This window comes from Kitasatospora sp. NPDC040550, assembly GCF_055594965.1.
In genome coordinates this window covers 85,198-110,887 of record NZ_JBVIWC010000026.1, presented here as the reverse complement: position 1 = coordinate 110,887, position 25,690 = coordinate 85,198, and the positions used below count along the sequence as shown (strand labels likewise).

18 protein-coding genes are annotated in these 25,690 nt (G+C 74.0%); 8 read left to right on the top strand and 10 right to left on the bottom strand.

The annotated features are described in order from the left end of the window. Nucleotides 1-11: 11 nt before the first annotated feature. From ACZ58X_RS31575 to ACZ58X_RS31535, 9 genes are all read right to left on the bottom strand, one after another. The gene (locus tag ACZ58X_RS31575; RefSeq protein WP_470336991.1) at nucleotides 12-200 is read right to left on the bottom strand and encodes a DUF6126 family protein; all 189 of its coding nucleotides are present in this window, start codon (nucleotides 198-200) and stop codon (nucleotides 12-14) included. Between the two features lie 32 nt (nucleotides 201-232). Next, nucleotides 233-877: a helix-turn-helix domain-containing protein gene (locus ACZ58X_RS31570; protein WP_470336990.1), complete on the bottom strand. Its 645-nt coding sequence runs from the start codon at nucleotides 875-877 to the stop codon at nucleotides 233-235. Between the two features lie 70 nt (nucleotides 878-947). Next, on the bottom strand, nucleotides 948-2,681 hold the full coding sequence (locus ACZ58X_RS31565; protein WP_470336989.1) for a pyruvate dehydrogenase: 1,734 nt from the start codon (nucleotides 2,679-2,681) through the stop codon (nucleotides 948-950). Nucleotides 2,682-2,808: 127 nt separating this feature from the next. Beyond that, complete coding sequence (locus ACZ58X_RS31560) at nucleotides 2,809-5,214, bottom strand: glycoside hydrolase family 65 protein (RefSeq protein ID WP_470336988.1); 2,406 nt, start codon at nucleotides 5,212-5,214, stop codon at nucleotides 2,809-2,811. After that, nucleotides 5,211-5,969: an HAD family hydrolase gene (locus tag ACZ58X_RS31555; protein WP_470336987.1), complete on the bottom strand. Its 759-nt coding sequence runs from the start codon at nucleotides 5,967-5,969 to the stop codon at nucleotides 5,211-5,213. The genes ACZ58X_RS31560 and ACZ58X_RS31555 overlap by 4 nt, the downstream gene beginning before the upstream one ends. Nucleotides 5,970-6,070: 101 nt before the next feature. Then, on the bottom strand, nucleotides 6,071-6,871 hold the full coding sequence (locus ACZ58X_RS31550; protein WP_470336986.1) for a VOC family protein: 801 nt from the start codon (nucleotides 6,869-6,871) through the stop codon (nucleotides 6,071-6,073). A 233-nt stretch (nucleotides 6,872-7,104) separates the two neighbouring features. Then, the gene (locus ACZ58X_RS31545) at nucleotides 7,105-7,554 is read right to left on the bottom strand and encodes an SRPBCC family protein (RefSeq protein WP_470336985.1); all 450 of its coding nucleotides are present in this window, start codon (nucleotides 7,552-7,554) and stop codon (nucleotides 7,105-7,107) included. Between the two features lie 124 nt (nucleotides 7,555-7,678). Further along, nucleotides 7,679-9,448, bottom strand: a complete 1,770-nt coding sequence (locus ACZ58X_RS31540; protein ID WP_470336984.1) for an LCP family protein — start codon at nucleotides 9,446-9,448, stop codon at nucleotides 7,679-7,681. A gap of 280 nt (nucleotides 9,449-9,728) precedes the next feature. Continuing rightward, nucleotides 9,729-10,715, bottom strand: a complete 987-nt coding sequence (locus ACZ58X_RS31535; protein WP_470336983.1) for a LuxR C-terminal-related transcriptional regulator — start codon at nucleotides 10,713-10,715, stop codon at nucleotides 9,729-9,731. Between the two features lie 368 nt (nucleotides 10,716-11,083). Here ACZ58X_RS31535 and ACZ58X_RS31530 point away from each other — a divergent pair, with 368 nt between their 5' ends. The 3 genes from ACZ58X_RS31530 to ACZ58X_RS31520 all read left to right on the top strand — a co-directional run bounded on the left by ACZ58X_RS31530 (nucleotide 11,084) and on the right by ACZ58X_RS31520 (nucleotide 13,001). After that, nucleotides 11,084-11,320 (top strand): hypothetical protein, encoded by a 237-nt coding sequence (locus ACZ58X_RS31530; RefSeq protein WP_470336982.1) that lies wholly within the window; start codon nucleotides 11,084-11,086, stop codon nucleotides 11,318-11,320. 146 nt (nucleotides 11,321-11,466) lie between these two features. Further along, entirely contained in the window at nucleotides 11,467-12,357 is an 891-nt protein-coding gene (locus ACZ58X_RS31525; RefSeq protein ID WP_470336981.1) for a hypothetical protein, read from the top strand. Continuing rightward, complete coding sequence (locus ACZ58X_RS31520) at nucleotides 12,291-13,001, top strand: VOC family protein (protein WP_470336980.1); 711 nt, start codon at nucleotides 12,291-12,293, stop codon at nucleotides 12,999-13,001. Before ACZ58X_RS31525 ends, ACZ58X_RS31520 begins: the two co-directional genes overlap by 67 nt. A 43-nt stretch (nucleotides 13,002-13,044) precedes the next feature. Here the strand turns inward: ACZ58X_RS31520 and ACZ58X_RS31515 are convergent, their stop codons facing one another. Beyond that, on the bottom strand, nucleotides 13,045-15,855 hold the full coding sequence (locus tag ACZ58X_RS31515; RefSeq protein WP_470336979.1) for an AAA family ATPase: 2,811 nt from the start codon (nucleotides 15,853-15,855) through the stop codon (nucleotides 13,045-13,047). On the opposite strand from ACZ58X_RS31515, the gene ACZ58X_RS31510 reads away from it, so the two are divergent. From ACZ58X_RS31510 to ACZ58X_RS31490, 5 genes are read left to right on the top strand one after another with little or no spacing between them, the layout of a single operon-like run. Beyond that, nucleotides 15,829-18,105, top strand: coding sequence for a TOMM precursor leader peptide-binding protein (locus tag ACZ58X_RS31510; protein WP_470336978.1), 2,277 nt, complete (start codon nucleotides 15,829-15,831; stop codon nucleotides 18,103-18,105). The genes ACZ58X_RS31515 and ACZ58X_RS31510 overlap by 27 nt on opposite strands. A 21-nt stretch (nucleotides 18,106-18,126) precedes the next feature. Next, nucleotides 18,127-19,653 (top strand): SagB family peptide dehydrogenase, encoded by a 1,527-nt coding sequence (locus ACZ58X_RS31505; RefSeq protein ID WP_470336977.1) that lies wholly within the window; start codon nucleotides 18,127-18,129, stop codon nucleotides 19,651-19,653. Further along, entirely contained in the window at nucleotides 19,650-20,462 is an 813-nt protein-coding gene (locus ACZ58X_RS31500) for a biotin/lipoyl-containing protein (RefSeq protein ID WP_470336976.1), read from the top strand. The genes ACZ58X_RS31505 and ACZ58X_RS31500 overlap by 4 nt, the downstream gene beginning before the upstream one ends. 12 nt (nucleotides 20,463-20,474) lie before the next feature. Further along, nucleotides 20,475-22,757 carry an NHLP family bacteriocin export ABC transporter peptidase/permease/ATPase subunit gene (locus ACZ58X_RS31495; RefSeq protein WP_470336975.1) on the top strand — a complete coding sequence of 761 codons (2,283 nt, stop codon included), beginning with the start codon at nucleotides 20,475-20,477 and terminating at the stop codon, nucleotides 22,755-22,757. Then, complete coding sequence (locus ACZ58X_RS31490; protein ID WP_470336974.1) at nucleotides 22,754-25,666, top strand: NHLP bacteriocin export ABC transporter permease/ATPase subunit; 2,913 nt, start codon at nucleotides 22,754-22,756, stop codon at nucleotides 25,664-25,666. Before ACZ58X_RS31495 ends, ACZ58X_RS31490 begins: the two co-directional genes overlap by 4 nt. Nucleotides 25,667-25,690 lie beyond the last annotated feature (24 nt).

Here is a 25,690-nt window from a genome sequence, read left to right as displayed (position 1 = left end):
GGAGGGGGCGGCTACTTGTTGCGGGTGCCCAGTTCGAACAGCAGGATGATGAACCCGGCGAAGAGGTGGCAGCCCACGGTGTAGATCACCAGGCGGTGGTAGACCCGCTTGTTCGCCCACTTGCCGGCGTCGACGGTCTTCGGGCCGGCGGGGGTGTCGGGGGCGGCGGCGGGGTCGGCAGTGGTGGTGGGATCGGCCATGGTGATCTCCTCCGAGGGGGTCTGACGGCAGGTCAGTGGCTCGCGGCGGGGCCGCCGCCGAGGCAGAGTTCGCCGCCGGGGCTCTGCAACAGGGTGTGGACGAAGAGCAGTTCGACGCCGGTGCCGGATTCGGCGGCGATGCAGTGCGGGGTGAGCGAGTCGTAGTGCGCGGAGTCACCGGGGGCGAGGTGGTGGACGCGGTCGCCGAGGGTGACCCGCAGCTCCCCGCGCAGGACGTACAGCCACTCCTCGCCGGGGTGGACCCGGACCACCGCGTCCTGGACGCCCGGCGGGACGTGCACCCGCAGGGCCTGCATGGCGCGGCCGGGGGCGCCGGCCCGGCGGTAGCCCCAGCCGCCGGCCCGGCCGGGCTCGATGGCGCCGCCGCGGACCACCGGGTCCGGTTCGACCAGGGCCTCGCCGAGCAGCCCGGAGACCGAGGTGCCGTAGGCGCGGGCCAGGCCGAGCAGGACGGGCAGCGAGGGCTGGCGGCGACCGGTCTCCAGTCGGGACAGATAGGCTGGGGAGAGGCCGATCCGGCCCGCGGCGACCTCCAGGGTGAGCCGGCTGCTGAGCCGGTGCTCGCGGAGGCGGGCGGCGAGGCCGGCGACCTCCTGGTCGTCGAGCCGACCGTCGTCGGCGGGGGTGCCGGTGGCGCCGTCGGTGCTGCGGGTCATGTGACCAGTGGACACCCGCCCTGCCGCACGGGCAAGAAATTTGCCTCAGGGGCAAACCGTCCGGGAGCGCTCACGGCCGGGGGATGTTCCGCAGGTTGCTGCGCGCCAGGTCGACCATCCGCCCGACCCCGCCGGACAGCACCGTCCGCCCGGCCGCCAGCGCGAAGCCCTTCACCTGGGCGGCGGTGATCCGCGGCGGGATGGACAGCGCGTTGGGGTCGGTGACCACGTCCACCAGGGCCGGTCCGGGCCGCTCCAGCGCCTCCGCCAGCACCTCCCGAACCCTGGCCGGCTCGGTGACCCGCTTGGCCGGGATGCCCATCGCCCGGGCGATGCCCGCGTAGTCCACGTCCCCGTTGTCGATCTCGTACTCCGGGTAGCCGGAGACCAGCATCTCCAGCTTGATCATGCCGAGCGCGCCGTTGTTGAAGACCACCGTCTTCACCGGCAGCCGGTGCTTGGCCACCGTGAGCAGTTCGCCGAGCAGCATGCCGATCCCGCCGTCGCCCGCCATCGCGATCACCTGCCGCCCGGGGCAGGCGAGTTGGGCGCCGATCGCGTGCGGGAGGGCGTTCGCCATCGAGCCGTGCAGGAAGGAGCCGATCACCCGGCGGCGGCCGTTCGGCTGGAGGTAGCGGGCGGCCCAGACGTTGTTCATTCCGGTGTCGACGGTGAACACCGCGTCCTCGGCGGCGACGTCGTCCAGCACCGAGGCGACGTACTCCGGGTGGATCGGCAGGTGCTTGTCGATGTCCCGGGTGTAGGCGCCGATCACGTCCTCCAGCGACTTGCAGTGCTTGCGCAGCACACCGTCCAGGAAGGAGCGGTCCGGCTTCGCCTCCAGCAGCGGCAGGACGGCCCGCAGGGTGGCCGCGACGTCGCCGTGCACGGCCAGCTCCAGGGCGGTGCGCCGGCCCAGCCTGGTCGCGTCGTGGTCGACCTGGACGGTGTGCGCCTGCGGCAGGAAGGAGTCGTACGGGAAGTCGGTGCCGAGCAGCAGCACCAGGTCGGCGGAGTGCAGCGCCTCGTGGCAGGCGCCGTAGCCGAGCAGGCCGCTCATCCCGACGTCGTACGGGTTGTCGTACTGGATCCACTCCTTGCCGCGCAGCGAGTGCCCGACCGGCGCGCTCAACGCCCCGGCGACCGCCATCACCTCGGCGTGCGCCCCCCGCACCCCGGCGCCGCAGAACAGGGCCACCCAGCGGGCCGCGTTCAGCAGCCGGGCCAGCTCCTGCACCTGGGACCAGGGCGGCGCGGCCACCGCCTGCTCGGTGAGGAAGTGGCTGCTGCCGGTCGGCCCGGCGGCGGGCAGGGCGGCGACGTCCCCGGGGAAGGCGAGCACCGAGACGCCGTGCGAACCCAGCGCGTGCTGGATGCCGACCCGCAGCAGCCGGGGCAGCTGGGCGGGGGTGGAGAGCATCTCGCACCAGTTGCTGCAGTCGGTGAACACCCGCTCGGGGTGGGTCTCCTGGAAGAAGCCGGTGCCGATCTGCTCGGACGGGATGTGCGAGGCCAGCGCGAGCACCGGCAGGCCGCTGCGCTGGGCGTCGTACAGGCCCTGGACGAGGTGGGTGTTGCCGGGGCCGCAGGAGCCCGCGCAGACCGCGAGCCGACCGCTGAGCTCGGCCTCGGCGGCGGCCGCGAAGGCGCCGGCCTCCTCGTTGCGCACGTGCACCCAGCCGATGCCGTCCGCCCGGCGGATCGCGTCGACGACCGGGTTGAGGCTGTCCCCGACCACGCCGTAGACCCGCTCGACCCCGGCCTGCCGGAGCACCTCCACCATCTGTTCGGCCACGGTCGCCACGGGCGCACCCCTTCGCCGGGCGCCGGGCGTCGGCCGGGCGCCGGTTGTCACCGGACGTGCCCACCCTCCGGGGTGCGGGCCCGCCCCGCATCCGGAGCGGGCCCGAACAGGCGAGCGACCGGCGCGGCTACTCCGCCGCCAGGTGGTCCTGCTGGCCGAGCTTGCCGCTCACCAGGCCCGCCTGGGGCTGGCGGCGGGCCGGCTCGCGGCCCGGGGGCTGGGCGCAGCGCTCCTGGGCGGGCGGGACGGTGGTGGGCAGGGTGACCGGGGAGCCGGCCTTGACCTGCACCGTCTCGCCGTCGTGCCGCAGGTGGATCACCTCGCCGCGGCGCAGGGTGTAGGTGGTGCCCTCGTGGGTGATCCGGACGCCGAGCAGGTGGCCGCGGACCAGCAGCGAGAAGCTCAGCCGCATCAGCCCGGAGGGCAGCCGGGGCCGGAAGTCCAGCGTCTCGCTGTGGTCGCGCAGCCCGCCGAAGCCGGCCACCAGGGCGATGCAGGCCCCGGCCAGCGAGGCCATGTGCAGGCCGTCGCGGGTGTTGCCGCCGAGGTCGTGCAGGTCCATCAGGGCGGCTTCGGCGGTGTAGTCGTAGGCGAGGTCGAGCTGCCCGACCTCGGCGGCGATCACGGCCTGGGTGCAGGCGGAGAGCGAGGAGTCCCGGACGGTGAGCCGCTCGTAGTAGGCGAAGTTGCGGGCCTTCTGCTCGTCGGTGAAGGCGTCGCCGCGGACCTGCATGGCGAGCACCAGGTCGGCCTGCTTGACCACCTGCTTGCGGTACAGGTCGAAGTACGGGTAGTGCAGCAGCAGCGGGTACTTCTCCGGCGGGGTGCCCTCGAAGTCCCAGACCTGGTGGTGGGTGAAGCCGTCGGCCTGGGGGTGGACGCCGAGGTTGGCGTCGAACGGGACGTACATCGCGGCGGCGGCGTCGCGCCAGGCGGCGGTCTCCTCGGTGTCCACGCCGAGCGCGTCGGCCTCGCGCGGGTGGCGGACGGCGGCCTCGGCGGCGGCGCGCAGGTTCGTCTGCGCCATCAGGTTGGTGTAGACGTTGTTGTCGGCGACGGCGCTGTACTCGTCGGGGCCGGTGACGCCCTCGATCCGGAACCGTCCGGCGCTGTCGTGGTGGCCGAGCGAGCGCCACATCCGGGCGGTCTCCACCAGGAGTTCGAGGCCGTACTCGCGCTCGAACTCCTGGTCCCCGGTGGCCCGGACGTAGCGGGCGACGGCGGCGGCGATGTCGGCGCCGATGTGGAAGGCCGCGGTGCCGGCCGGCCAGTACCCGGAGCACTCCTCGCCGCGGATCGTCCGCCAGGGGAACACGGCGCCGGCCAGGCCGAGTTGGGTGGCGCGCTCGCGGGCCAGCGGGAGCGTGGTGTGCCGCCAGCGCAGCGCCTGGTTGACGGCGCCGGGCAGGCAGTAGGTGAGCACCGGCAGGACGAAGGTCTCGGTGTCCCAGAAGCTGTGCCCGTCGTAGCCGGGGCCGGTCAACCCCTTGGCGGGGATGGCGCGTTCCTCGCTGCGGGCACCGGCCTGGAGGACGTGGAAGACGGCGAACCGGACGGCCTGCTGGAGTTCGACGTCGCCCTCGATCTCGATGTCGCTGGTCTCCCAGAACTCCCTGAGGTAGTCGGCCTGTTCGGCGACCAGGCCGTCCCAGCCGGTGTACCGGGCGGCGTTCAGCGCGGCCTCGACCTGGTCCCGGACGGCGGGCAGCGAGCGGGTGCCGGACCAGCCGTAGGACATGAACTTGACCAGCCGCAGCCGCTGTCCGGGCGCCAGCACGGTGGTGACGCTGATCCGGCAGTGGTCGGCCTCGGCCTCGGCGACGGTGTCCAGCCGCTCCGGGCCCTCGATGACGTGGTCCATCCCGGCGGCGACCCGGATGCCGCTGAACCGGGTGCGGTGCACCAGCACGGCCTTGGTACCGCTCGCGTGGTGCGCCTCGGCCTGCAGCGGCGCCTCCAGCACGGCGGCGGCCCGCGGGTCGCCCTCCGGGCCGCCGGGCAGCTGCTCGTTGGCGACCAGTTCGGACTGGAGCACGATCCGCACCGGCCCGTCCACCGCCTCGACGGTGTACTCCACGGCGGCGATGGCCCGTTGGGTGAGCGAGACCAGCCGGGAGGAGCGCACCCGGATGGTGCGCCCGGCCGGGGAGGTCCATTCGCACTCGCGGTGCAGCAGGCCCTCACGGAAGTCCAACCAGCGGGTGTGGCCGACCAGTTCGCCGTAGCGCAGGTCGAAGGGCTCGTCGTCCACCAGCAGCCGGATGATCTTGCCGTTGGTGATGTTGATGACGCTCTGGCTGGACTCCGGGTAGCCGTAGCCGCCCTCGCCGTAGGGCAGCGGGCGCAGTTCGAAGACGCCGTTGAGGTAGGTGCCGGGCAGGCCGTGCGGCTCGCCCTCGTCCAGGTTGGCGCGCAGGCCGATGTGGCCGTTGGAGAGCGCGAAGACGGACTCGGCGCGGGCCAACGAGGCCGGATCCACGCCGTGTTCGGTGATCTGCCAGGGGTCGATGGTGAAGTTGTCGGCCGGACTCATGACGTCTCCCCCTCTTGGGCCGACAGCAGCTCGGCGAGGTCGTCGACGACCACGGTGGCGCCGTCGCGGCGCAGTTCGGCGGCCTGCCCGGTGCGGTTGACCCCGACCACCGCGCCGAAGCCGCCGGCCCGGCCGGAGGCGACCCCGGCCAGCGCGTCCTCGAAGACGGCGGCGTGCGCGGGCTCGACGCCCAGCTCGCGCGCGGCGTACAGGTAGGTGTCCGGGGCGGGCTTGCCGGGCAGGGCCCGCTGCTTGGCGACCACGCCGTCCACGATCACGTCGAAGAGGTCCAGGATGCCCGCCGAGCGCAGCACGTCCCGGCAGTTGGCGCTGGAGGAGACCACCGCGCGGGGCAGTCCCAGCTCGCGCAGCCGGTGCACGTACGCGACCGAGCCCTCGTACGGGGCGACGCCCCGCTCGCGGATCAGCCGCAGCACGGTGTCGTTCTTGGCCCGGCTGACGCCCTGCACGGTGCGGGTGTTCGGCGGGTCGTCCTCGGTGCCCTCGGGCAGGTCGATGCCCCGGCTGCGCAGGAAGGCCCGGGTGCCGTCCAGGCGCGGGCGGCCGTCCACGTAGGTGTCGTAGTCGGTGACGGCGTCGAAGGGGACGAACGGCCCGCCGGTGCGGGCGGCTTCGGCGCGCAGGAAGGCGTCGAAGGTGTCCTTCCAGGCCGCGGCGTGCACGGTTGCGGTCTGGGTGAGCACCCCGTCGAGGTCGAAGAGGAAAGCGCGGATGTCGTCCGGTAGCCCCAGCATGGGTGCAGTCTGCCCCGGGAACGCGGGGGATGCCGCCCATTCCCGGCGGCGCGTCGCCGGAAGGGCGGCATCCGGTCGCCCACCGCGTCCGGGAGCGGCGGTTACGGCGAGTCCGGCATCTGCGCCTCGGGCGACTGGACGACGGCGAACAGCGCGCCCTGCGGGTCCCTGACCACGGCCATCCGGCCGGACTGCATGTCGAACGGCGGCTGGAGCACCGAACCGCCGGCCTTGACCAGGGCGTCCACCGTGGAGTCGGCGTCGTCCACCGAGAAGTACGTCATCCAGTGCGAGGGGGTGGCGGGCTCCAGGTACCCGGGGATCGCCTGCATGCCGCCCACCGTGCGGTCGCCGACGTTCAGCGAGTAGTAGCCTTCCATGCCCTGGATGGTGGCCGGGCGCAGTCCGAGGGCCGGCTGGTAGAAGCGGCCGGCCGCCTCGGTGTCGGCGGTGTTCAGTTCGTTCCAGACCAGCGCGCCGGGCTCGTTGACGACGCCCGCGCCGATGAAGTCCATCGCCTGCCAGACCCCGAACACCGCGCCGGTCGGGTCGGCGGCGACCAGCATCCGGCCGACCGTGCCGACGTCCATCGGCTCGTAGAGCACCGTGCCGCCGGCCCCGGCGATGGCGGCACCGGCCGCGTCGGCGTCGTCCGAGGCCAGGTAGGTGGTCCAGCCGACCGGCGGCAGCGGCTGGCCCTCGGGCGCGGACCGCGCCATGATCCCGGCGACCGGGCGGCCGTTGAGGGTGCACACGGTGTAACCGCCGAACTCGGCCGGGCCGAGCTCGCCCTGCCAGCCGAACAGGTCGCGGTAGAAGTCGAGCGCGGCCTGCTGGTCGCTCGCCATCAGGTCGATCCAGCACGGGGTGCCGGGCAGGTACGGATCGGTCACTAGGGGCATCGCTGGGCCTCCCGGAGGCGGTGGTGGGCGGCTGGGGCGTCGGGCGGTCGGGCCCGGCCCGACCGGTACCGCCGTCCGCACGGACGGCGGTACGACGGCGGTACACCGCCCACCCTCAGCCCGGTGCCCGGTTCCCGCCACCGGACGGCGCCCTGGTGGGCGACCGGTGGCGGGGCGGTGGGCGAACGGTGGGCGACTGGTGGCGGGGCGGTGGCCGGGCCGTGGCCGGGCGGTCACTCCGGGTCGTGGCGCAGGGCGGTGACGAAGAGCGGCTGGGCCTTGCCGCTCTGCGCGTAGTCCTTGAGCCGGACCAGCAGTTCGGCCCAGGTGCCGGCCACCATCGGCACGCCCTCCTCGCTGCCCGGCTGCCAGCCGCCGTGCCGGAACAGCAGCCGGGTGCGGCCGGGGGCGCCGGGCTGGTCGGCCAGCTCCCAGCTGATCCAGGTGCCGGCCCAGTGCGGCGGGAAGGCCCCGGCGTTGGCCCAGAGCACCCGGTCCCGGTCGGCCCGCTCGCGGCGCAGCCGGAACGGCTCGGGGACCCCGGGGAAGTCGAGCAGCAGCACCTCGCCCTCGCGGTCCACCTCGGTGGTCCACCAGCCGGTCAGCCCGCCGTGGGTGTTGAGCGCGGCGAGGACGGCGTCCCGGGACGCGGCGATGTCGAACTGCATGGCGATCTCGGGCATGGGGTCCGCCCTTTCGGTGCCGGTGACCGCTGGGCCCCCCGCTACCGCCACCATGGCACGACCCCCGGGGCCACGCGCTCCGGGGGTCGTGCGGTCGGTCCGGCCGGTCGTCCGGCGGGTGGGCTCAGCCGCCGCTGCCGTAGGTGGTGTTGGCGCAGATGTCGTCGTCCGCCGAGCGGGCGTCGTTGGTGACGGTGGTGGGCAGCGGCTGCGCGGGCGTCTGGGCGCCGGGGGTGGCGGCCGCGCTGGACGCGCCGGCGCCCATGCCGTTGGCCGCGGCGAAGTCCTGGCCGACGATCAACGAGATGCCGCGCGAGCTGCCGGGCTCCAGGCTGGCGCCCGGGAACAGCGCGGCGAGCTTCTCGGCGTTCGCCTTCTGGCTGGAGCTGTACTCGATGGTCGTCGTCCTGTACTTGGTGCTCGCCGCCTGACCCGCGGTGCTGGCCGAGTACTTGGCGCCCTTGAGCAGGTCGGTCGCCTTGCCGGCCAGGCCGTTGACCAGCGTGCCGTTGTAGACCGCGACCTTGACCGAGGCGTTGGAGGCGTCCCCGCCCGCCGCGGTGGGCGTGCCGGGCGTGGTCTGCTGGGCGGCGGCGCTCGGGCTGGCGGCGGCGTCCGGCTGCTGGCCGGTGGCGTTCTGGCCGTCGATGGTCTGGTCGGCCTTGAGGGTCTCCCAGAGCTTGTTGGCGTCCGGCTGGACCAGGTCGATGTTGGCGTCCTGGGTGCGGTAGCGCCAGGGCGCGGTCACGAACTTGAGGTCGTGCATGTCGATGTTCTTCAAGGACAGGCCGAAGGAGAGCAGCTTGTCCGCGGAGTCCAGCCCCGGGTCGACGGTCAGCGACTTGGTGGCCGCGTCGGCCAGCGGCAGCAGGTTGGTGGGGCTGAGCCCGTCCTTCTTCATCTTGGTGGCGAGCGAGCTCATGAAGGCCTGCTGGCGCTTCATCCGGCCGATGTCGGAGCCGTCGCCGATGCCGTGCCGCAGCCGGACGTAGTCGAGTGCCTGCTGCCCCTGGACGGTCTGCTTGCCCTGCGGGAGGACGAGGTTGCCCTTCTTGTGCAGGTTGGGGTTGATGTCGCCCTCGTAGATCGGCTTCGGCAGGCAGATGTCCACGCCGTTGACGGCCTTGGTCATCGCGGAGAAGCCGTTGAAGTCGACCACCATGGTGTGGTCGACCCGGATGCCGGTGACCTTCTCCACCGTGTTCTGGGTGCAGGCCGGGTTGCCGCCGTCGCTGCCGCCGACCGAGAAGGCGGCGTTGAACAGGTCGTTGCCGCCCTTGGTCCACTTGCCGTTGGGGAGCTTGCAGGACGGGATCGGCACGATCGCGTTGCGCGGGATCGAGATGCCCACGGCGTGCTTGTGGTCGGCGTAGACGTGCAGCAGGATCGTGGTGTCCGAGCGGGCGCCGCCGTCCTCGCCGCCGCCGAGGTCGGAGTTGTTGCCGCCGCGGCTGTCGGAGCCGATCAGCAGCACGTTCACCGGCTTGTTGCCGTCCGCGTCGGCCTTGGCCTCGGGCGGGCGGTCGGTGGCTATCGCGTCGGCGTCGAAGGACTTGATGTTGGCGTTCAGCTTGTAGTAGATCGCGCCGCCGGCGCCCGCGATCAGCACCAGTACGCCGGCCGCGGACCAGGCGACGATCTTCTTCACGTTCTTCTTGGGCTTGGCGCCGCGCCGCGCCGCCGCCCGTCCGCCCGCGCCGCCGGGGGTGCCGGACCCGCTGGCACCGCCGGAGCCGCCGTCCGACCGGCCGCCGCCCTTGCCCTGGGCGGCGCGGCGGGCCTCGGCCCGGCCGCCGGAGCGCGGTCCGGGCACGCCGCCCGCCGCACCGTCCGCCGGGAGTGCCCCGGGCGCGTCCTCGCCCCGAGCCGGGCTCTCGCCCCTGCGACCTGCCATGCGCGTACCTTTCACCGACGGAAGCGACGCCCCGGACGATCTGGCGCACCGCACTCAGGGAGACGACCCGAACCGCTCCCTGGTTGTACGTACGAAGGTCAGTACAGTCCGACCATCGTGGCTTCCGATCATATGGAGACCGAAGGTGATCACCGACCCCCGGTGCACCAACCACCCCGGCGGTCACGGGACGATCCCGTCACAGAACAGCTGAAAAGGGCTGATTCGGGCGGACTTCGGCGCCGGCCCGGGCGGGGCCGGTGCAGGGGCGGCGAAGGGCTCAGAGCCAGCCGCGCCGGCCGGCGAGCAGGCCGGCCTCGAAGCGGCTGCGGGCGCCGAGGCGGTCCATCAGGTCGGCCATCATCCGGCGGGTGGTGCGCAGCGAGATGCCGAGGTGCTTGCCGGCCGCCTCGTCGGTGTAGCCCTGGCCGAGCAGGCGCAGCAGCTCCTGCTCCTGGCGGGTGAGGCCCTCCTCGTCGCGCTCACGCGGGGCCCCGAAGGGGGTGGCGTCGGACCAGGTCTGGTCGAAGAGCGAGACCAGGGCGGCGAGCACGCCGGGTGACGAGATCTGGACGGCGCCCTTGAGGGTGTTGGCGGGGTCGATCGGGACGAGGGCGACCCGCCGGTCGATGACCAGCATCCGCAGCGGGAGCGCGGGCACGGTGCGCACCTCGCAGCCGAGGCCGGTGAGCCACTCGGCGTGCTGGACGGTGGCCCGGTCCTTGCGCACCGCGTCCAGGTAGACGGTGCGCATCGACACCCCGCGGGCGAGCAGTTCCTCGTTGTCGGGGCGGCTGGCCTGGAGGGAGGCGGCGGGCCGGGCCCGGCCGGGGGCGAAGGTGAGCAGTTCGTCGCGGACGGAGCTGACCAGCTCCTCCATCCGGGCCTGCACGGTGACCATGCCGATCAGCCGCTCCAGCCGGCTGTCCTCGGCCGACTCGTCGCGGAACTGGGCGAGCATGCCGGAGATCTCGGCCTGGCGCCGCTCGAACTCCAGCTGGGCGCGCTGCTGGACGGATTCGTAGTACCGCAGCAGGGCCGGCAGCCCGACCCGGGGGTCGACCGGCCGCAGGCCGCCGGACGGCGTGCCCGGGGCCTCGACCTCGGAGGGGCGGAGCAGGCGCAGGTCGGCGAGCTGGTCGAGGGCGGCGCGGACCTGCGCCCCGCCGAGGCCGAGCTTGTCGGCCAACCCCTCGACATCCAGCTGAGGATCCGTCAGCATCAGTCGATAGACCGCCTGCGCGGCATCGTCGATCCCCCGCGTCATCGGCGCACCACTCCCCCGCAGCCGTACCGATTTCCGGCACTTGGCCGGACAAGTCCGCTGCCCGATCATGCCAGGACGGGCAGGTCAGGACAACTGCGGAAGCGTTTCTTTCGGGGCTCCGGATCGACCGGCCGGGATAAAGGTCATGAGAAGGTCATGGCACCAAGGTGCCACCGCGATCTTCCTGCCGCCCCGAACACCTTCCGGCGGCCCTCGACATCCTCCAGACTTTCGGTTGTCGGGGAGCAGCGAGCTCCCCGGCCGGGCCCGCCGATGATTACGGACCGTCATCACCGACGGCCGACCGATCAGGTCGGTGAATTGGCCGGCACCCGCTTCCGAATCGCGCTTCGTCCTGGGGGACCCTCATGCTGCTTTCCTACCGCAAGCTCGCCTGTACCGCCGCCGTCGCCGCCGTCGCCGCCGCCTTCGCGAGTGGCGTCCTGGCCGGCTCCGCGTACGCCACGCCGGGCACCGCGCCGGCCGTCGGCCCGGCCACTGCGTCGGTGCAGCAGTTCACGAACGGCCTCACCAGCCACCTCCGCGCGTCCCAGCTGGAGATGCTGCAGGGTGCCGCGACCCCGGCCGACTGGCACTGGAACTGACGGCCGCTTCCGCAGGCCACGGCACCTGACGCCGCCCCCGCCCCGCCCGGCCGACGAGCAGTCCGGCCGGGCGGCGGGGAAGGCCCGTCGGCGGAACTCCGGACCGCCGCATAAATTGAATGTGCAACAATCCGCCAGGAGCGACAGTGCCGGTTATCGAACCGATCGTGCTGGACTTCTTCGGCTCGGAGATCGCCCTCGTCCAGGCCGACCGCGACGAGATCTCGTTCCATTTCGGGCCGCACCTCACCGGGATTTCCCGGGACCCCGACCAACTGCGGGTGGAATTCTCCCGCACCCCGGGGAAGGACGCGCCCGGCGATTTCCTGGTGCGCCGCAGTGACGGAACGCCATTGCTGCGCCGCACCTTCCGGGGCTGGGGGAACGTCCCGGGCGCGGTGCCGCCGTTCGCGGCCCTCCAGGACCGGTTCTGCCTGGCCCCCGCCGTGGTGCTGGCCAAGGGCGGCGCCACCGTGGCGCTGCTCGGCGGGCCGTACTCGGAGCAGGCCAACGTGGGCGCCGCGCTGGCGCAGCGCTCCTGGGAGTTCGTCTCCGGACGACTGCTGGTGCTGGACCGCCGCACCGGGCACGTGCTGCCCTACCTCGCGCCGCTGGAGGCGCGCGGTCCGGCCGTGGCCTGGCTGCGCGGCGCCGGACTGCCGGACGGCACCTGGCGCACCGTCACCTCGCCGGTCGGCGGCGAGGTGCTGCTGGTGCGGCCGGAGAGCCTCGGCCCGGTCGTCCCGGTCCGGGCCCGACTGGCCCCGCCGGCGCTGGTCCGGCTGTGCCGCAGCGTCGACGAGGAAGTACGGCTGGCACCATGGGAGTTCACCACCAGGACCTGGCCGGCCGGGTCCTCGGGACTGCTCGCCGACGCACCGACCCACTGCCTGCACCTGCCCGGCGTGAGCGGGGCGGAGGAGGCCGCCGGACTGATCGATCACGCCATGACCAAGGAGAAGGACGACTCGTGCCTCGACGTACCAGCTATGCCATCGGCGCACCGTGCTGGGCTGACTGCATCACTCCCGATCTGAGCGGCAGCCGGGAGTTCTACTCGGCGCTGCTGGGCTGGGAGTTCGTCACCGAGTCGCCGGACTACCAGCTGGCCGTGCTGGGCGGGGAGGTCATCGGCGGCTTCGGCGCCGCACCGGTCGGGCTGCCGCCGCAGGCCGCGTGGAACGTCTACCTGGCGACCAAGGACGCGGAGCACTGCTGCGTGCAGGTCGGCCGGCTGGGCGGACGCGTGGTGATGCCGCCGGTGCCCGCCGGGGAGAACGGCCGGCTGCTGCTCGCCGTCGACTCCTCCGGGGTCACGGTCGGCTTCTGGGAGGGGGCCCGGGCCGAGGGCGTGGTGCTCGCCGACGAACCGGGCGCGATCTGCGGCCACGAGCTGCGGGTGCCGTCCGCCGTCCAGGCCGAGGCCTTCTACGGGCCGCTGTTCGGCTACCGGCTCGGCGCGGAGGGGGAGTTCGCGCTGGACGGCTTCGTCCACGCCCGCGTGGTGGAGAGCGACCAGGGCCGGCCGTGCTGGCTGCCGCACTTCGGCGCGGTCGACCCGGCCGACGCCGTCCACCGGGCGGTCCGGCTGGGCGCCCGGTTGACCAGGCCGGGCACGGACGAGCCGCCGGTGCTGCGCGACCCGTGGGGCGCGGAGTTCGGGCTCGTCGCGGCGGTCTGAGTCGGACGCGCGCGCCGGACCGCCCGTCCGACCCGCGGCCCGGTCACAACGCCTTGACCGCGGCCCCCAGTTCGGGCCGGCCCTTGATCGCCAGCTTGCGGTAGATCCGGCCCAGGTGGGTGTCCACCGTGCGCTTGCTGAGGCAGAGCCGCTCGGCGACCTCCAGGTTGCTCAGGCCCTGCAGCACCAGCTCGGTGACCCTGCGCTCGCTCGGGGTCAGCCGGACCGGACCGGCGTCCCGGGTGCCGATCGCCGGGCCGCCGCGCTCCTCGGCCGGGCGCGGCCGGGTCTCACCGCCGGGCAGCGGGTCGGCCGCGATGGTCCGGGCGGCGGCGTGCTCGCCGAGCGCCTGGTAGGCCTGGGCCGCGTGGGCGCGCCACGGCACGCAGGCCGGATCGGCCACACCGCGGGCGGCCGACTGGTGCCCGCACTCCAGGAAGAGCCGCAGCGCCTGCTGGTGGTCGCCGCGGTGCGCGGCGACCAGGCCGCGGGCCTCCAGCAGCACCGCGCGCAGCAGCGGGTGCGCCTCGGCGGGCAGTTCGACCCCGGCCAGTGCGGCGGCGTCCACCGGCAGTCCGCGCCGGAGCCGGGCCCGTACGGCCAGCGCCTTCGCGGCGCCCGCGAGGTCCTCGGCCCGGATCCGCCGGGCCAGGTCGGCGGCCTGCTCGGCGTCGGCGAGCGCGGCGTCCGGCCGGCCCTGCCGGTGGGCGATGTCGGCGCGGGCCAGCAGGGCGAGGGCGAGTTCACCGCGGTGGTTCCAGCGCTGGGCGGAGCGGACCGCCCGGCCGGCCCAGGCGGCGGCCTCGTCCAGTCGCCCGGTCCAGGCGTAGGCCATCGCCGCGCCCAGCACCTCCGTACCGGCCTCGGCGGGCGAGACCCGGCGCACGCAGCGCCCGGCCAACCGCACCGCCGTACGGGGCTGGCCCCCGGCGGCGGCGAGCGCGGCCAGCGCCCCGAGCAGGGCGGTGCCGGCGGGCTCGGCCGGCTCGGCGCGCAGGGCGGCCAGGGCGGGCCGCAGAGCGGTGCGCCGGCCGGTGAGGGCGGCCTGGGCGGCGAGCGGCAGCAGCAGTTCGGCCGGGGGGCCGGGGGTTGCGGCGAGCGCCGCGGCGGCCTCGGCGAACGGGACGGCGGCGGCGCCGGCCGCGCTGAGGGCGAGCACCGGGCCGGCGAACGGCCGCAGCAGCCGGGCCCGTTCGGCCGGGTCGGGGGTGGCGGCGAGGCCGGCGGCGCAGCGGGCGGCGGCGGCCACGTCGCGGTGGAGTTCGACGGCGCCGAGCTGCCCGGTGAGCGAGCGGACCAGCTCCGGGTCGGCGGCGTCGGCGAGAGCGCGCTGGAGGTAGCGGGCGGCGTCGTCCCAGTGGCCGTCGGCGGCGGCGTCCCGGGCGGCGGTGCGCAGGACGGGGACGGCCCAGTCCAGTCCGGTGGTGCCGGAGGACATCAGGTGTTCGGCGGTGCGGGCGGCGGGGGCGCCGAGCCGGGCGAGCAGGGCGGCGGCCCGCTCGTGCAGGGCGACCAGGACGCGCGGGTCGGTGCGGGCCAGCACGGCGGTGCGGACCAGCTCGTGCCGGAAGGTCTCCGGCGGGCCGGGTTCGATCAGGTCGGTGCGGTGCAGCGCCTCCCGGGCCTCGTCGGCGAGGAGTTCGCCCTGGCCGGTCAGCAGGGCGGCGGTGGCGAGGTCGGCGCCGGTGCCCAGGACGGCGAGGCCGGTGAGCAGTTCGGCGGCCCGGGGGTGGCTCTGCCGCAGCCAGCTGAGGGTGGTGTCGGCGAGGGTGCCGGCGCCGATCCGGAGGACCTTGTCGAGGTCGGGCGAGCCGGGGTTGATCCGGGCGGCGGCCAGCCGGGCGGTGAGCTCCTCGACCACCAGCGGGTTGCCGCGGGAGAGGTCGTGGCAGACGGCGGCGAGCTCCGGGTCGACCGGGGCGTCGAACTCCTCGGCGACCCGCTCGGCCACGCAGCTGTCGCAGAGCGGGCCGGGGGTGAGGGTGCGGGCGTGACGCAGGGCGGCGAGTTCGGCGGCGAGCGGGTCGGCGGCCTCGTCGGCGGTGCTGGCGAGCAGGGCGACGGGCAGGCCGTCGAGCCGGCGGGCGAGGTAGGAGAACCACTGCCGGGACTCCTCGTCGGCCAGGTGGAGGTCGTCCACGGCCATCACGACGGGGGTCCGGGCGGTGAGCGAACGGGCCGCGCGGAAAAGGTCGTTCAGCACCCTTTCGCGCCCGTTCCCGGCGTTTTCGGAACCGGCCGGGAGGGCTCTTCCGAGGGCGTCCGGCAGATCTCCGCCGAGGGCCGCGACGGGGAATTCCCCGGGTGATTCGCCCGGGAATTGCGGAGCTGACGCCGAACCTGTTGTCATGCGCATGAAGGGATCGAAGAGCTGGCGCACCACGCCGTACGGAAAGTCCCGCTCGTTGTCGTGACATCGGGCCCGCAGCACCACCGCGCCCTCCGGCAGCCGGGCCAGCGCGGCTCGCAGCAGCGCACTCTTCCCGGTCCCCCGCGCGCCCCTGACCAGCACGACAGCGGAACGGCCGGCAGCCGCCCCGGCCACCGCGCGCGCCAGCTCCGCCAGCTCCGTTTCCCGGTGCAGCAAAACTCCAGTCGGCACCGCAACCCCCCGTCGTACCCGCGTGCGGACACACCAGTATCGCCTGCCGCACCCCCCTGTCAACGTTCCGGGCGAATACGTACGGGGATACGTACCGGCCGAACGGAATACGCAATTCCACGCGATGCGTAACTCGACGGCGCCGACGGATATGCAGTATGTACAGCCCAATTGGCGCCGTGCTCGAATACTCGCAACGAACTTGTGAACACAGGGGGATGACTTATGGAGCGACCGCGGCTCAAGGCCCATTTCCTCACCGAGACGGTGGGAGAAAAGGTCTTCCTGCTCGGAGAGGGTCAGGACTACCTCGTGCCGGGGGCCGCCGCGGTGCGCCTCCTGCCCTACCTGGACGGACGGCGCACCGTCGCCGAGATCCTCCAGGAACTGGGCGCCGAGGTCCCGCTCGGCCAGGCGCTGACCGCACTGCGCCGCTACGAGGCCGCCGGGCACCTCGCCGAGGGCCGGCCCGAACTGCCGGACCACGTGCTCGCCTACTGGGACGCCCAGGGCGTCGACCCGGCCGTCGCCCTGGAGGCCGCCCGGACCACCGAGCTGCTGGTGCTCGCCCTCGGCGCCGCCGAGGCCGCCCCGCTGGTCGAGGCGCTCACCGCCACCGGCCTGCGCGCCCGCGCCGTCACCGAGGACCAGGCCGTCGAGGGCGGCCCGGACACCATGGTCGTCGCCCTCACCGACGACTACCTCGCCCCCGCCCTGGAGCGGCTGAACACCGCCCGGCTGGCCGACCGGCGCCCCTGGCTGCTCGCCAAGCCCACCGGCACCTCCCCCTGGCTCGGCCCGCTGCTGCGCCCCGACGAGACCGGCTGCTGGAGCTGCCTCGCCCAGCGGATCAGCGGCAACCGCCAGGTCGAGCGCTACCTGGCCGGCAAGCGCGGCGAGACCGTGCCGCTGCACCCCACCCGCGCCGCCATCCCGGCCGGCCCGGCGATGACCGCCCAGCTGCTCGCCACCGAGGCCGCGCGCATCCTCGCCGACGAGTGCTGCTCCGCCCTCTCCGGCACCATGGTCAGCCTCGACCTCAACACCCTGCAGACCACCGAGCACACCCTGGTCCGCCAGCCCCAGTGCCCCAGCTGCGGCGACCCGGCGCTGCTCACCGAGCGCAGCCCCAAGGTCGTCCTCCAGCCCAGCCCGGCCCGGCACACCACCGACGGCGGCTACCGCGTCCAGGCCCCGCAGTTCACCTACGACCGGCTCAAGCACCACATCAGCCCGCACCTGGGCGCGATCACCCGGCTCGGCGCGCACGACGACACCGGCAACGGCATCACCTACAGCTTCACCGCCGGCCACAACTTCGCCATGGTGAACGACAACATGGACCTGCTGCGCCGCAACATGCGCGGCCAGAGCGGCGGCAAGGGCCGCTCCGAGATCCAGGCCAAGGTCAGCGCGATCTGCGAGGCGATCGAGCGCTACTCGGCGGTCTGGCGCGGCGAGGAGCCGGTGGTGCGCGCCGCCTACCGCGACCTCGACCCGGCCGTCGCCGTCCACATGGACGCCCTGCTCCAGTTCTCCGACGCCCAGTTCGCGAACCGCGCCGAGTGGAACGCCGACCCCAAGCACCGGCTGCACCTGGTGCCCGACCCGTTCCCGGTCGACGCCGAACTGGACTGGACCCGCGCCTGGTCGCTCACCCACGACGAGGAGCGGCTCGTCCCCTCCGGCTACGCCTGGTACGGCCACCCCGACCTCCAGCAGCACTTCTACTGCGTCGGCGACTCCAACGGCTGCGCCAGCGGCAACACCCTGGAGGAGGCGATCCTCCAGGGCTTCTGCGAGGTCGTCGAGCGCGACGCGGTCGCCCTGTGGTGGTACAACCGCACCGCCCAGCCCGAGTTCGACCTCGACTCGCTGAACGACCCGTACGTGGACACCATGCGCGCCTTCTACGCCTCGGTGGACCGCGAGCTGTGGGTGCTCGACCTCACCTCCGACCTCGGCGTGCCGGTGTTCGCCGCGATCTCCCGGCGCCTCCACGAGGTCGAGGACATCATGGTCGGCTTCGGCGCCCACCCGGACCCGCGGATCGCCGCGATCCGCGCGCTCACCGAGGTCAACCAGTTCCTCCCGTTCATCGACCGGCGGGACGAGGACGGCAACACCCTCTACCGCACCGACGACCTGGAGACCCTGGAGTGGTGCCGGACCGCGACCGTCGCGGACGAGCCCTGGCTGCTGCCGGGCCGCGAGCTCGCCGCCACCACCCTCACCGACTTCGCCCCGCTCGACGGTGACGACCTCGCCGGACACGTCCGGGACTGCGTCGAACGCGCCCGCGCCGCCGGCGTCGAGGTGATCGTGCTCGACCAGAGCCGCCCCGACCTCGACCTCGCCGTGGTCAAGGTGATCGCCCCCGGCATGCGCCACTTCTGGCGCCGCCTCGCCCCCGGCCGGCTCTACGACGTGCCGGTCCGGCAGGGCCGACTGGCCGCTCCGCAGACCGAGGAGCAGCTCAACCCGAAGAACGTCTTCTTCTAGGAACGGCCGGGTACCGACGCGATGACCACCGCCCTTGACCGGATCCACCTGCCCGCCGCCGCCCGTACGGTGCGCCGGCTGCGGCTGCGCCCCGACGCGGCGTTCGCCCCGCTAGGCCCGAAGGCCGTCCGGCTGACCGCGCCGGTCGGCGCACTCAACCTGCCCGACCTGGCGCCCGGCGCCCGGGAGGCGGTGGCCGCGCTGGCCGCCGGGGAGCACACCGAGGAGGAGCTGGCCGCCCTGGTCGCGGCCCGGGACGGCGACGCCGGGCTGCTGCGCTGGCAGTTGACCCGCCGCCGGCTCGGCACGGCCGGGATGCTGGAGCACTCCGTCCACCTGGCCGTCGACGGCCCGGACGGCGCCGCCGGCACCGACGAGCCGCTGGCCCGGCTGCGCCCGGTCGGCCGGGGCGCCGCCGAGCCCGGGCCCACCCCGGACCCGACCGGGCAGGTGAAGCTGTCCCGCTTCGCCACCGCCGCGGTCGAGGACGGCGCCCTGCTGGTGCGCTCCCCGGGCAGCCCGCTGGCCGTCCAGCTGACCACCCGGGCGGCCGGCCTGCTGGCCGCCCTGGCCGGCTGGACCAGCCCCGCCGCACTCGCCCAACTCCCCGGCGCCCTGCCGCTGGACGCCGTCCGGCAGACCCTGCGGCTGTTCGCCGCCGCCGGGCTGCTGGCCTACGGTGCCCCCGGCGCCGAGCCCGAGGCCGAGGAGCAGCGGTTCGCCCAGTGGACCGCCGCCGACCTGGCCTTCCACTCCCGCACCCGGCGGCCCACCAGCGTGGCCGGCTACGGCGGCACCTACAGGTTCGGCGACCGCTTCGCCCCCGAGCCCGCCTCGCCCGCGCCGTTCGCGGGCGAGAAGGTCGCCCTGCCCGTCCCCGACCTGGACGAACTCGCCCGCACCGACCGGCCGTTCACCGAGGTGCTGGAGCAGCGCCGCTCGGTGCGCGACCACGACGAGCAGGCGCCGATCACCCTGGAGCAGCTCGGCGGGCTGCTCTACCGCAGCGCCCGCCGGCGGCAGACCTTCACCGGCGGGGACGGCCAGGAGCTGGCCGACCGGCCGTACCCGAGCGGCGGCGCGGTGCACGAGCTGGAGCTGTACCCGCTGGTGACCTCCTGCGCGGGCCTGGAGCCCGGGCTGTGGCACTACGCGACGGACCGGCACGAGCTGGAACTGGTCAGCGCGCCGAGCCCGGCCACCGCCCAACTGGTCAAGAGCGCCCGCGAGTCCTGCCTGATGCAGACCGACCCGCAGGTGGTGCTGCTGGTCACCGCGCGGTTCGGCCGGGTGATGTGGAAGTACGAGACGGTCGCCTACCCGCTGATCCTCAAGCACGTCGGCGCGCTCTACCAGACCCTCTACCTGGTCGGCACCGCGATGGACCTCGCGGTCTGCGGCCTCGGCGGCGGCGACGCGGCCGACTTCGCCGCGGCCAGCGGCCTCGACTACTTCACCGAGGGCACCGTCGGTGAGCTGGTGATCGGCAGCCGACCGCCGACGCTGCGCCAGGACGTCGGCGTCCCACGGAGAGAAGCCAGACGATGAAGTTCCGTTTCAAGGCGCTGCAGCGGATGCGCGAGCCGGACGAGCTCGACTCGCCGACGCTGCTCGCCGCGCCGCGGGGCTGGATCGCCCTGTTCGTCGTGATGATCACCATGGCCGCCGCGCTGCTGTGGACCTTCGCCGGGACGATCCCGATCACCGTCGACGCCCCCGGCCTGCTCACCCACCCGCACGGCACCGCGATGATCCAGAGCCCGTACGGCGGGATGGTCCGCACCGTCCTCGCCAAGCCCTCCGACCAGGTCCGGCAGGGCCAGTCCGTGGTCCGGGTCGAGGACACCGAGGGCCACAGCCGGGAGATCACCAGCCCGTTCGGCGGGCGGGTGGTCGGGCTGTCGGTCACCGACGGCCAGGTCGTCGCCCCCGGCTCGCCGGTCGCCTCGGTCGAGCGGGTCGACGACCCGCAGGAGCGGATGGTCGCGATGGTCTTCGTGCCGGCCACCCGCACCGTCGGACTGGAGCCCGGCGACCAGGTCGACCTCAACGTGTCCACCACCCCGGCCGGCGCCTTCGGCCTGCTGCGCGGCACCGTCAGCTCGGTCAGCCCGTACGCGCTCACCCGGGAGGCCGTCTCCGGCCTGGTCGGCGGCGACCTCGCCGCCCAGCGCTACCTCGGCAAGGACGCGCCCCGGCTGGTCGTCGTCGACCTCACGCCCGACCCGAACACCCCGAGCGGCTTCGCCTGGACCTCCCAGAGCGGACCGCCCGACCCGCTGGGCACCCAGGTCGCCGTCACCGCCACCATCAACGTCGGCCGGCAGACCCCGTTCAACCTGATCCTCGGCCGCTGAGAGGAGGCACCGATGACCGCGACCGTCCCGGAGAGCACCCGGGCCTCCGCCCCCGTGCCGGAGCCGGACCCGAAGAAGCCGCAGCGCCGCCGCGGCCGCCCCACCCGGGCGGCCGCGCCGCGGCGCTGGCGGCACGCCGTCCCCACCGTCCTGCAGATGGAGTCGGTGGAGTGCGGGGCCGCCAGCCTCGCCATGATCCTCGGCTACCACGGCCGCTGGGTCCCGCTGGAGGACCTGCGCGGCGTCTGCGGGGTCTCCCGCGACGGCGCCCGCGCCTCCACCCTGCTGAACGCCGCCCGCACGTACGGGCTCACCGCCCGCGGCTACCAGACCGAGGCCGAGAAGCTCCGCGACCTCGACGGCCCGGTCATCATCTTCTGGGCCTTCCAGCACTTCATGGTCGTCGAGGGCATCCGCACCCGGTACGGCCGCACCGTCGTCGCCGTCAACGACCCGGCCAGCGGCCCCCGGCTGATGGAGTGGGACGAGTTCGACTCCGGCTTCACCGGCATCGTGCTCTCCTTCGAGAAGGGCCCCGGCTTCGAGCCCGGCGGCGACAAGGGCGGCATCGGCCCCGCCCTGCTCGAACGCCGGCTCCCGACCGGGCGCGCCATGCCGCTGGTGCTGCTCGCCAGCCTGCTGCTGGTGCTGCCCGGCATCGCGATCCCCGCCTACACCCGGGTGTTCATCGACCGGGTCCTGGCCGGCAGCGGGAGCGGCTACCTCCTCCCGCTGCTGGCCGCCATGACCGGCACCGCCGTCGTCGTCTTCGTGCTGACCTCCGTCCAGCGGCACTACCTGCTGCGGATCGAGATCCGGATGGGGCTGGTCAGCTCGGCCCGGTTCTTCCGCCACCTGCTGCGGCTGCCGGTCGACTTCTTCCTCCAGCGCCGACCGGCCGAGGTCGCCAAGCGGGTGTCCGGCAACGACGTGGTCGCCGAGATCCTCTCCCGGGACCTCGCGCTCACCGTGATCAACCTCGGCCTGGTGCTGTTCTACGCGGCCGTGCTGATCCGCTACGACGTCCTGCTCGGCGTCGTCGGCGTCGGCATGGCGCTGCTCAACGTGGTCGTGCTGCAGGCCGTCGCCCGGGCCCGCACCGACGCCGTGGCCGCGCTGCGCACCGACCGCGGCAACCTCACCGCGACCACCTTCACCACCCTCTCGCTGATCGAGACCGTCAAGGCCACCGGCGCCGAGCAGGACGCCTTCGGCCGCTGGGCCGGCTTCCTCGCCAAGGTCGTCACCGCCAAGCAGAAGCTCGGCATCCCCAGCGCCGTGCTCACCGTCGTGCCGCCGATGCTCGCCGCGCTCAACAGCGGGCTGATCCTCCTGGTCGGCGGCCAGCGGGTGGTGGACGGCGCGATGAGCGTCGGCATCCTGGTCTCCTTCCAGACCCTGCTGGCCGCGCTCAGCCGCCCCGTCACCCAGCTCACCAACCTGGGCGGCCGGCTCCAGGACGTCACCGCCGACATCAAGCGGCTGTACGACGTCGAGCGCTACCCCGTGGCCGCGGCCTTCGCCCGGCCGGAACCGCCCGCCGGGCCCAAGCTCGACGGCACCCTGGAGTTCGAGGACGTCCGCTTCGGCTACAGCCCGCTCTCCGAGCCGATCATCAAGGACCTCAGCCTGACCGTCGTGCCCGGCCGCCGGGTCGCCGTGGTCGGCGGCTCCGGCAGCGGCAAGTCCACCCTGGGCCGGCTGCTCACCGGCCTGTACGCCCCGTGGTCCGGCCGGATCCTGCTCGACGGGCGGCCGCGCGAGGAGATCTCCCGCACCGTGCTGGCCTCCTCACTGGCCTACGTCGACCAGGACATCTCGCTGTTCGAGGGCACCGTCCGGGACAACCTGACGCTCTGGAACGACGACGTCCCCGACGAGGCGGTCACCGCCGCGCTGCGCGACGCCGCCGTCTTCGACACCGTGATGACCCGCCCCGGCGGCATCCACAGCCCGGTCCTGGAGGGCGGCCGCAACTTCAGCGGCGGCCAGCGCCAACGACTGGAGCTGGCCCGGGCGCTGGCCGGCGAGCCCACCCTGCTGGTGCTCGACGAGGCGACCAGCGCGCTCGACCCGGAGACCGAGCGGGTGATCATGGACAACCTGCGCCGCCGCGGCTGCGCCTGTCTGATCATCGCCCACCGGCTCTCCACCGTCCGCGACGCCGACGAGATCATCGTGCTGCACGAGGGCTCCATCGTCGAACGCGGCACCCACGACGAGCTGTTGGCGCTCGGCGGGCACTACACGGCGCTGATCGAGTCCGCGCGCCGCGAGGAGGAGGACGAACTGTGAGTCTGTCCACCGAGGCGTTCTCGCCCGCCCTCACCGAGGCGGCCGAGTCGCGGTCCGAACGCTACCTCGTGCTGGACGACCCCGGGCAGCTGCTGCTGGTCCGCTCCGGGGCCGTCGACCTGTTCGCCGTCCACCTCGACTCCGGTGTGCCCCAAGGGCGTTGGCACTTCCTCTGCCGGATCGAGGCGGGCACCCTGGTGCCCGGCGCGGCCGCCGACGGGGCCCGCCGGGGCATCGTCGCCCGCCCGGTGCTCGGCGCCGACGCGGCCTTCCTCCCCGCCTCCCGGGTCGAGGCGCTGTCCGCCGACCGGAGCCGGGAGCAGGACGGACCGCGGCTCGCCGCCGACCAGTTCCTGGCCGGCCTGGCCCGCGGCCTCACCGCGCTGGCCGGCGCGCTGCGCGACACCCTGCCGCCGCGCGAGTTCACCCCGCTCGACCCGGCCGGGCCGACCGCCCTCAAGAAGGGCCAGGCCCTGCGCTCGGTGGACGGCCTCCAGTGGGTGCGGGTCGAGCAGGGCGGCGTCGAGGCGCCCGAGGGCGCGACGGGCGAACTCACCGAGGGCGCCGAGGTCCTGCTGACCGAACGGGACTGGCTGGTCGCCGCCGGCCCGGCCACCGTCCGGGCCCGCTCCCCCCGCGAACTGCTCGACCAGGGCGGTCTCTGGGAGCGCCTGGCCGCCCACTGCGGGCGGCTGCTGGACACCGTCGACCGCCGGATCGAGGGCCGCCGCGGCACCGAGACCGAGCAGATCGCCACCCGCCAGGAGCGCGACGCCGGCACCCTGGCCGACTCCGCGCGCGGCTTCGAGACCATCCTGCGCGACACCTCCTCCCGGCTGCGGATCGGCGACGCCACCGGCGACGAGCCCACCCTGGCCGCCGCCCGGCTGGTCGCCGCCCACGAGGGCTTCGCGGTCACCGCCCCGGTGGCCGGGACCGGCCACCAGCACCGGCTGGACCGGCTGCAGGCGATCGCCCTGGCCTCGCACGTGCGCACCCGCTCCGTCCGGCTGGACGGCACCTGGTGGCGGGACGACCTCGGCGCGATGGTCGGCTACCGCAAGGCCGGCGCCCCCGTCGCCCTGCTGCCGCTCGGCACCGGCTACGTGCTCGCCGAGGGCGGCGCCGTCACCCCGCTGACCCCGAAGCTCGCCGCCGAACTGCAGAACAAGGCCACCGTCCTCTACCGGCCGCTGCCCTCCGCCGTCCGGTCCGTCTCCGCCCTGCTCCGCTTCGGCCTGCGCAACAACCGGCAGGACCTGTGGATGTTCACCGGGATGGCCGCCCTGGTCGCGCTGATCGGGCTGCTCGTCCCGATCATGACCGGCGAGGTGCTGGGCACCTTCGTCGCCCACGCCCAGCGCAACCTGATCACCGAGGGCGCCCTGGTCGTCATCGGCTCCGCGATGGCCGTCGCCGCCCTCTCCATCGTGCAGAACATCGCCGTACTGCGGATCGAGAGCCGCTCCACCGCCGCGATGCAGGTCGGCGTCTGGACCAGGCTGCTCTCGCTGCCCGCGCCGTTCTTCGCCAACTACTCCACGGGTGAGCTCGGCACCACCGTGCTCGGCGTCAGCGCCGCCCAGGAGACCCTCTCCGGGATGATGACCACGGCGACCCTGGGGCTGCTGACCGGCCTCGCCAACCTCGTCCTGGTCTACTTCTACGACCTGCGGCTGGCCGGCCTGGCCACCCTGCTGGTGCTGGTCGGCGTGGGCGTCGGCCTGGCCGCCGGCCGGCTGGAGGTCCGCTGGCAGCGCCGGCTGTACTCCCACGAGCAGTCCATGTCCGCCCGGGTCTTCCAACTCCTCACCGCCGTGCCCAAGTTGCGGGTCACCGCGGCCGAGGACCGGGTGTTCGGGGTGTGGGCCGCCGAACTCGGCAAGGGCCGCGGCCTGGCCGCCTCCTCCCGCCGGGTGCAGAACGCCGTCACCACCTTCAACGCGGGCTTCCCGCTGGTCTGTTCGGTGGTCGTCTTCGGCGTGATCGCCGGGCCGCTGGACGGCGACGTCCCGGTGCCGGTCTTCCTCTCCTTCTTCACCGCCTTCAACCTGCTGATCGCCTCCAGCCTCCAGTTCACCTCGGCGGCCGTCACCGCCATGGGCGTGGTGCCGATGCTGGAGCGGCTGCGGCCGATCCTGGAGGAGAAGCCCGAGGTCGACGACAGCAAGGCCGACCCGGGCGACCTCTCCGGCCGCCTCGGCCTCAGCCACGTGACCTTCCGCTACGGCGAGGACGGCCCGGCCGCCCTCCAGGACGTCACCCTCGGCATCGAGCCCGGCGAGTTCGTCGCCGTGGTCGGCCCGTCCGGCAGCGGCAAGTCCACCGTGCTGCGGCTGCTGCTCGGCTTCGAGCGCCCCGAGAGCGGCACCGTGCTCTACGACGGCCAGGACCTCGGCGAGCTGGAGGTCTCCGCCGTCCGGCGCCAGTGCGGGGTGGTCCTGCAGAACGGCGCCCTGCTCGCCGGGGACATCAAGGCCAACATCGTCGGCTCCACCAACCACACCCTGGACGACGCCTGGGCCGCCGCCGAGATGGCCGGCATCGACAAGGACATCGCGGCCATGCCGATGGGCATGAACACCGTCCTGTCCGAGGGCACCAGCACCCTCAGCGGCGGCCAGCGCCAGCGCCTGATGATCGCCCGGGCCCTCGTCTCCCGGCCCCGCATCGTCTTCTTCGACGAGGCCACCAGCGCCCTGGACAACCCCACCCAGCGGCTCGTCACCGAATCCACCCGAAGACTCAACGCCACCCGGGTGGTGATCGCCCACCGACTGTCCACCGTCGCCGAGGCCGACCGGATCATCGTGATGGACCAGGGCCGGGTGGTGCAGCAGGGCCGGTACGAGGAGCTGTTGGCCGACCGGGACGGGCTCTTCGCCCGGCTGGCGAGCCGACAGATGTAGCAGCTGGACGGAGAAGAGAGAACG

Bases quoted from the DNA above. Each gene is read 5' to 3' on its own strand.
- ACZ58X_RS31575 (WP_470336991.1), bottom strand. From the start codon at position 200: ATGGCCGATCCCACCACCACTGCCGACCCCGCCGCCGCCCCCGACACC.
- ACZ58X_RS31570 (WP_470336990.1), bottom strand. From the start codon at position 877: ATGACCCGCAGCACCGACGGCGCCACCGGCACCCCCGCCGACGACGGT.
- ACZ58X_RS31560 (WP_470336988.1), bottom strand. From the start codon at position 5,214: ATGAGTCCGGCCGACAACTTCACCATCGACCCCTGGCAGATCACCGAA.
- ACZ58X_RS31555 (WP_470336987.1), bottom strand. From the start codon at position 5,969: ATGCTGGGGCTACCGGACGACATCCGCGCTTTCCTCTTCGACCTCGAC.
- ACZ58X_RS31550 (WP_470336986.1), bottom strand. From the start codon at position 6,871: ATGCCCCTAGTGACCGATCCGTACCTGCCCGGCACCCCGTGCTGGATC.
- ACZ58X_RS31545 (WP_470336985.1), bottom strand. From the start codon at position 7,554: ATGCCCGAGATCGCCATGCAGTTCGACATCGCCGCGTCCCGGGACGCC.
- ACZ58X_RS31540 (WP_470336984.1), bottom strand. From the start codon at position 9,448: ATGGCAGGTCGCAGGGGCGAGAGCCCGGCTCGGGGCGAGGACGCGCCC.
- ACZ58X_RS31535 (WP_470336983.1), bottom strand. From the start codon at position 10,715: ATGACGCGGGGGATCGACGATGCCGCGCAGGCGGTCTATCGACTGATG.
- ACZ58X_RS31530 (WP_470336982.1), top strand. From the start codon at position 11,084: ATGCTGCTTTCCTACCGCAAGCTCGCCTGTACCGCCGCCGTCGCCGCC.
- ACZ58X_RS31510 (WP_470336978.1), top strand. From the start codon at position 15,829: ATGGAGCGACCGCGGCTCAAGGCCCATTTCCTCACCGAGACGGTGGGA.
- ACZ58X_RS31515 (WP_470336979.1), bottom strand. From the start codon at position 15,855: ATGGGCCTTGAGCCGCGGTCGCTCCATAAGTCATCCCCCTGTGTTCAC.
- ACZ58X_RS31505 (WP_470336977.1), top strand. From the start codon at position 18,127: ATGACCACCGCCCTTGACCGGATCCACCTGCCCGCCGCCGCCCGTACG.
- ACZ58X_RS31500 (WP_470336976.1), top strand. From the start codon at position 19,650: ATGAAGTTCCGTTTCAAGGCGCTGCAGCGGATGCGCGAGCCGGACGAG.
- ACZ58X_RS31495 (WP_470336975.1), top strand. From the start codon at position 20,475: ATGACCGCGACCGTCCCGGAGAGCACCCGGGCCTCCGCCCCCGTGCCG.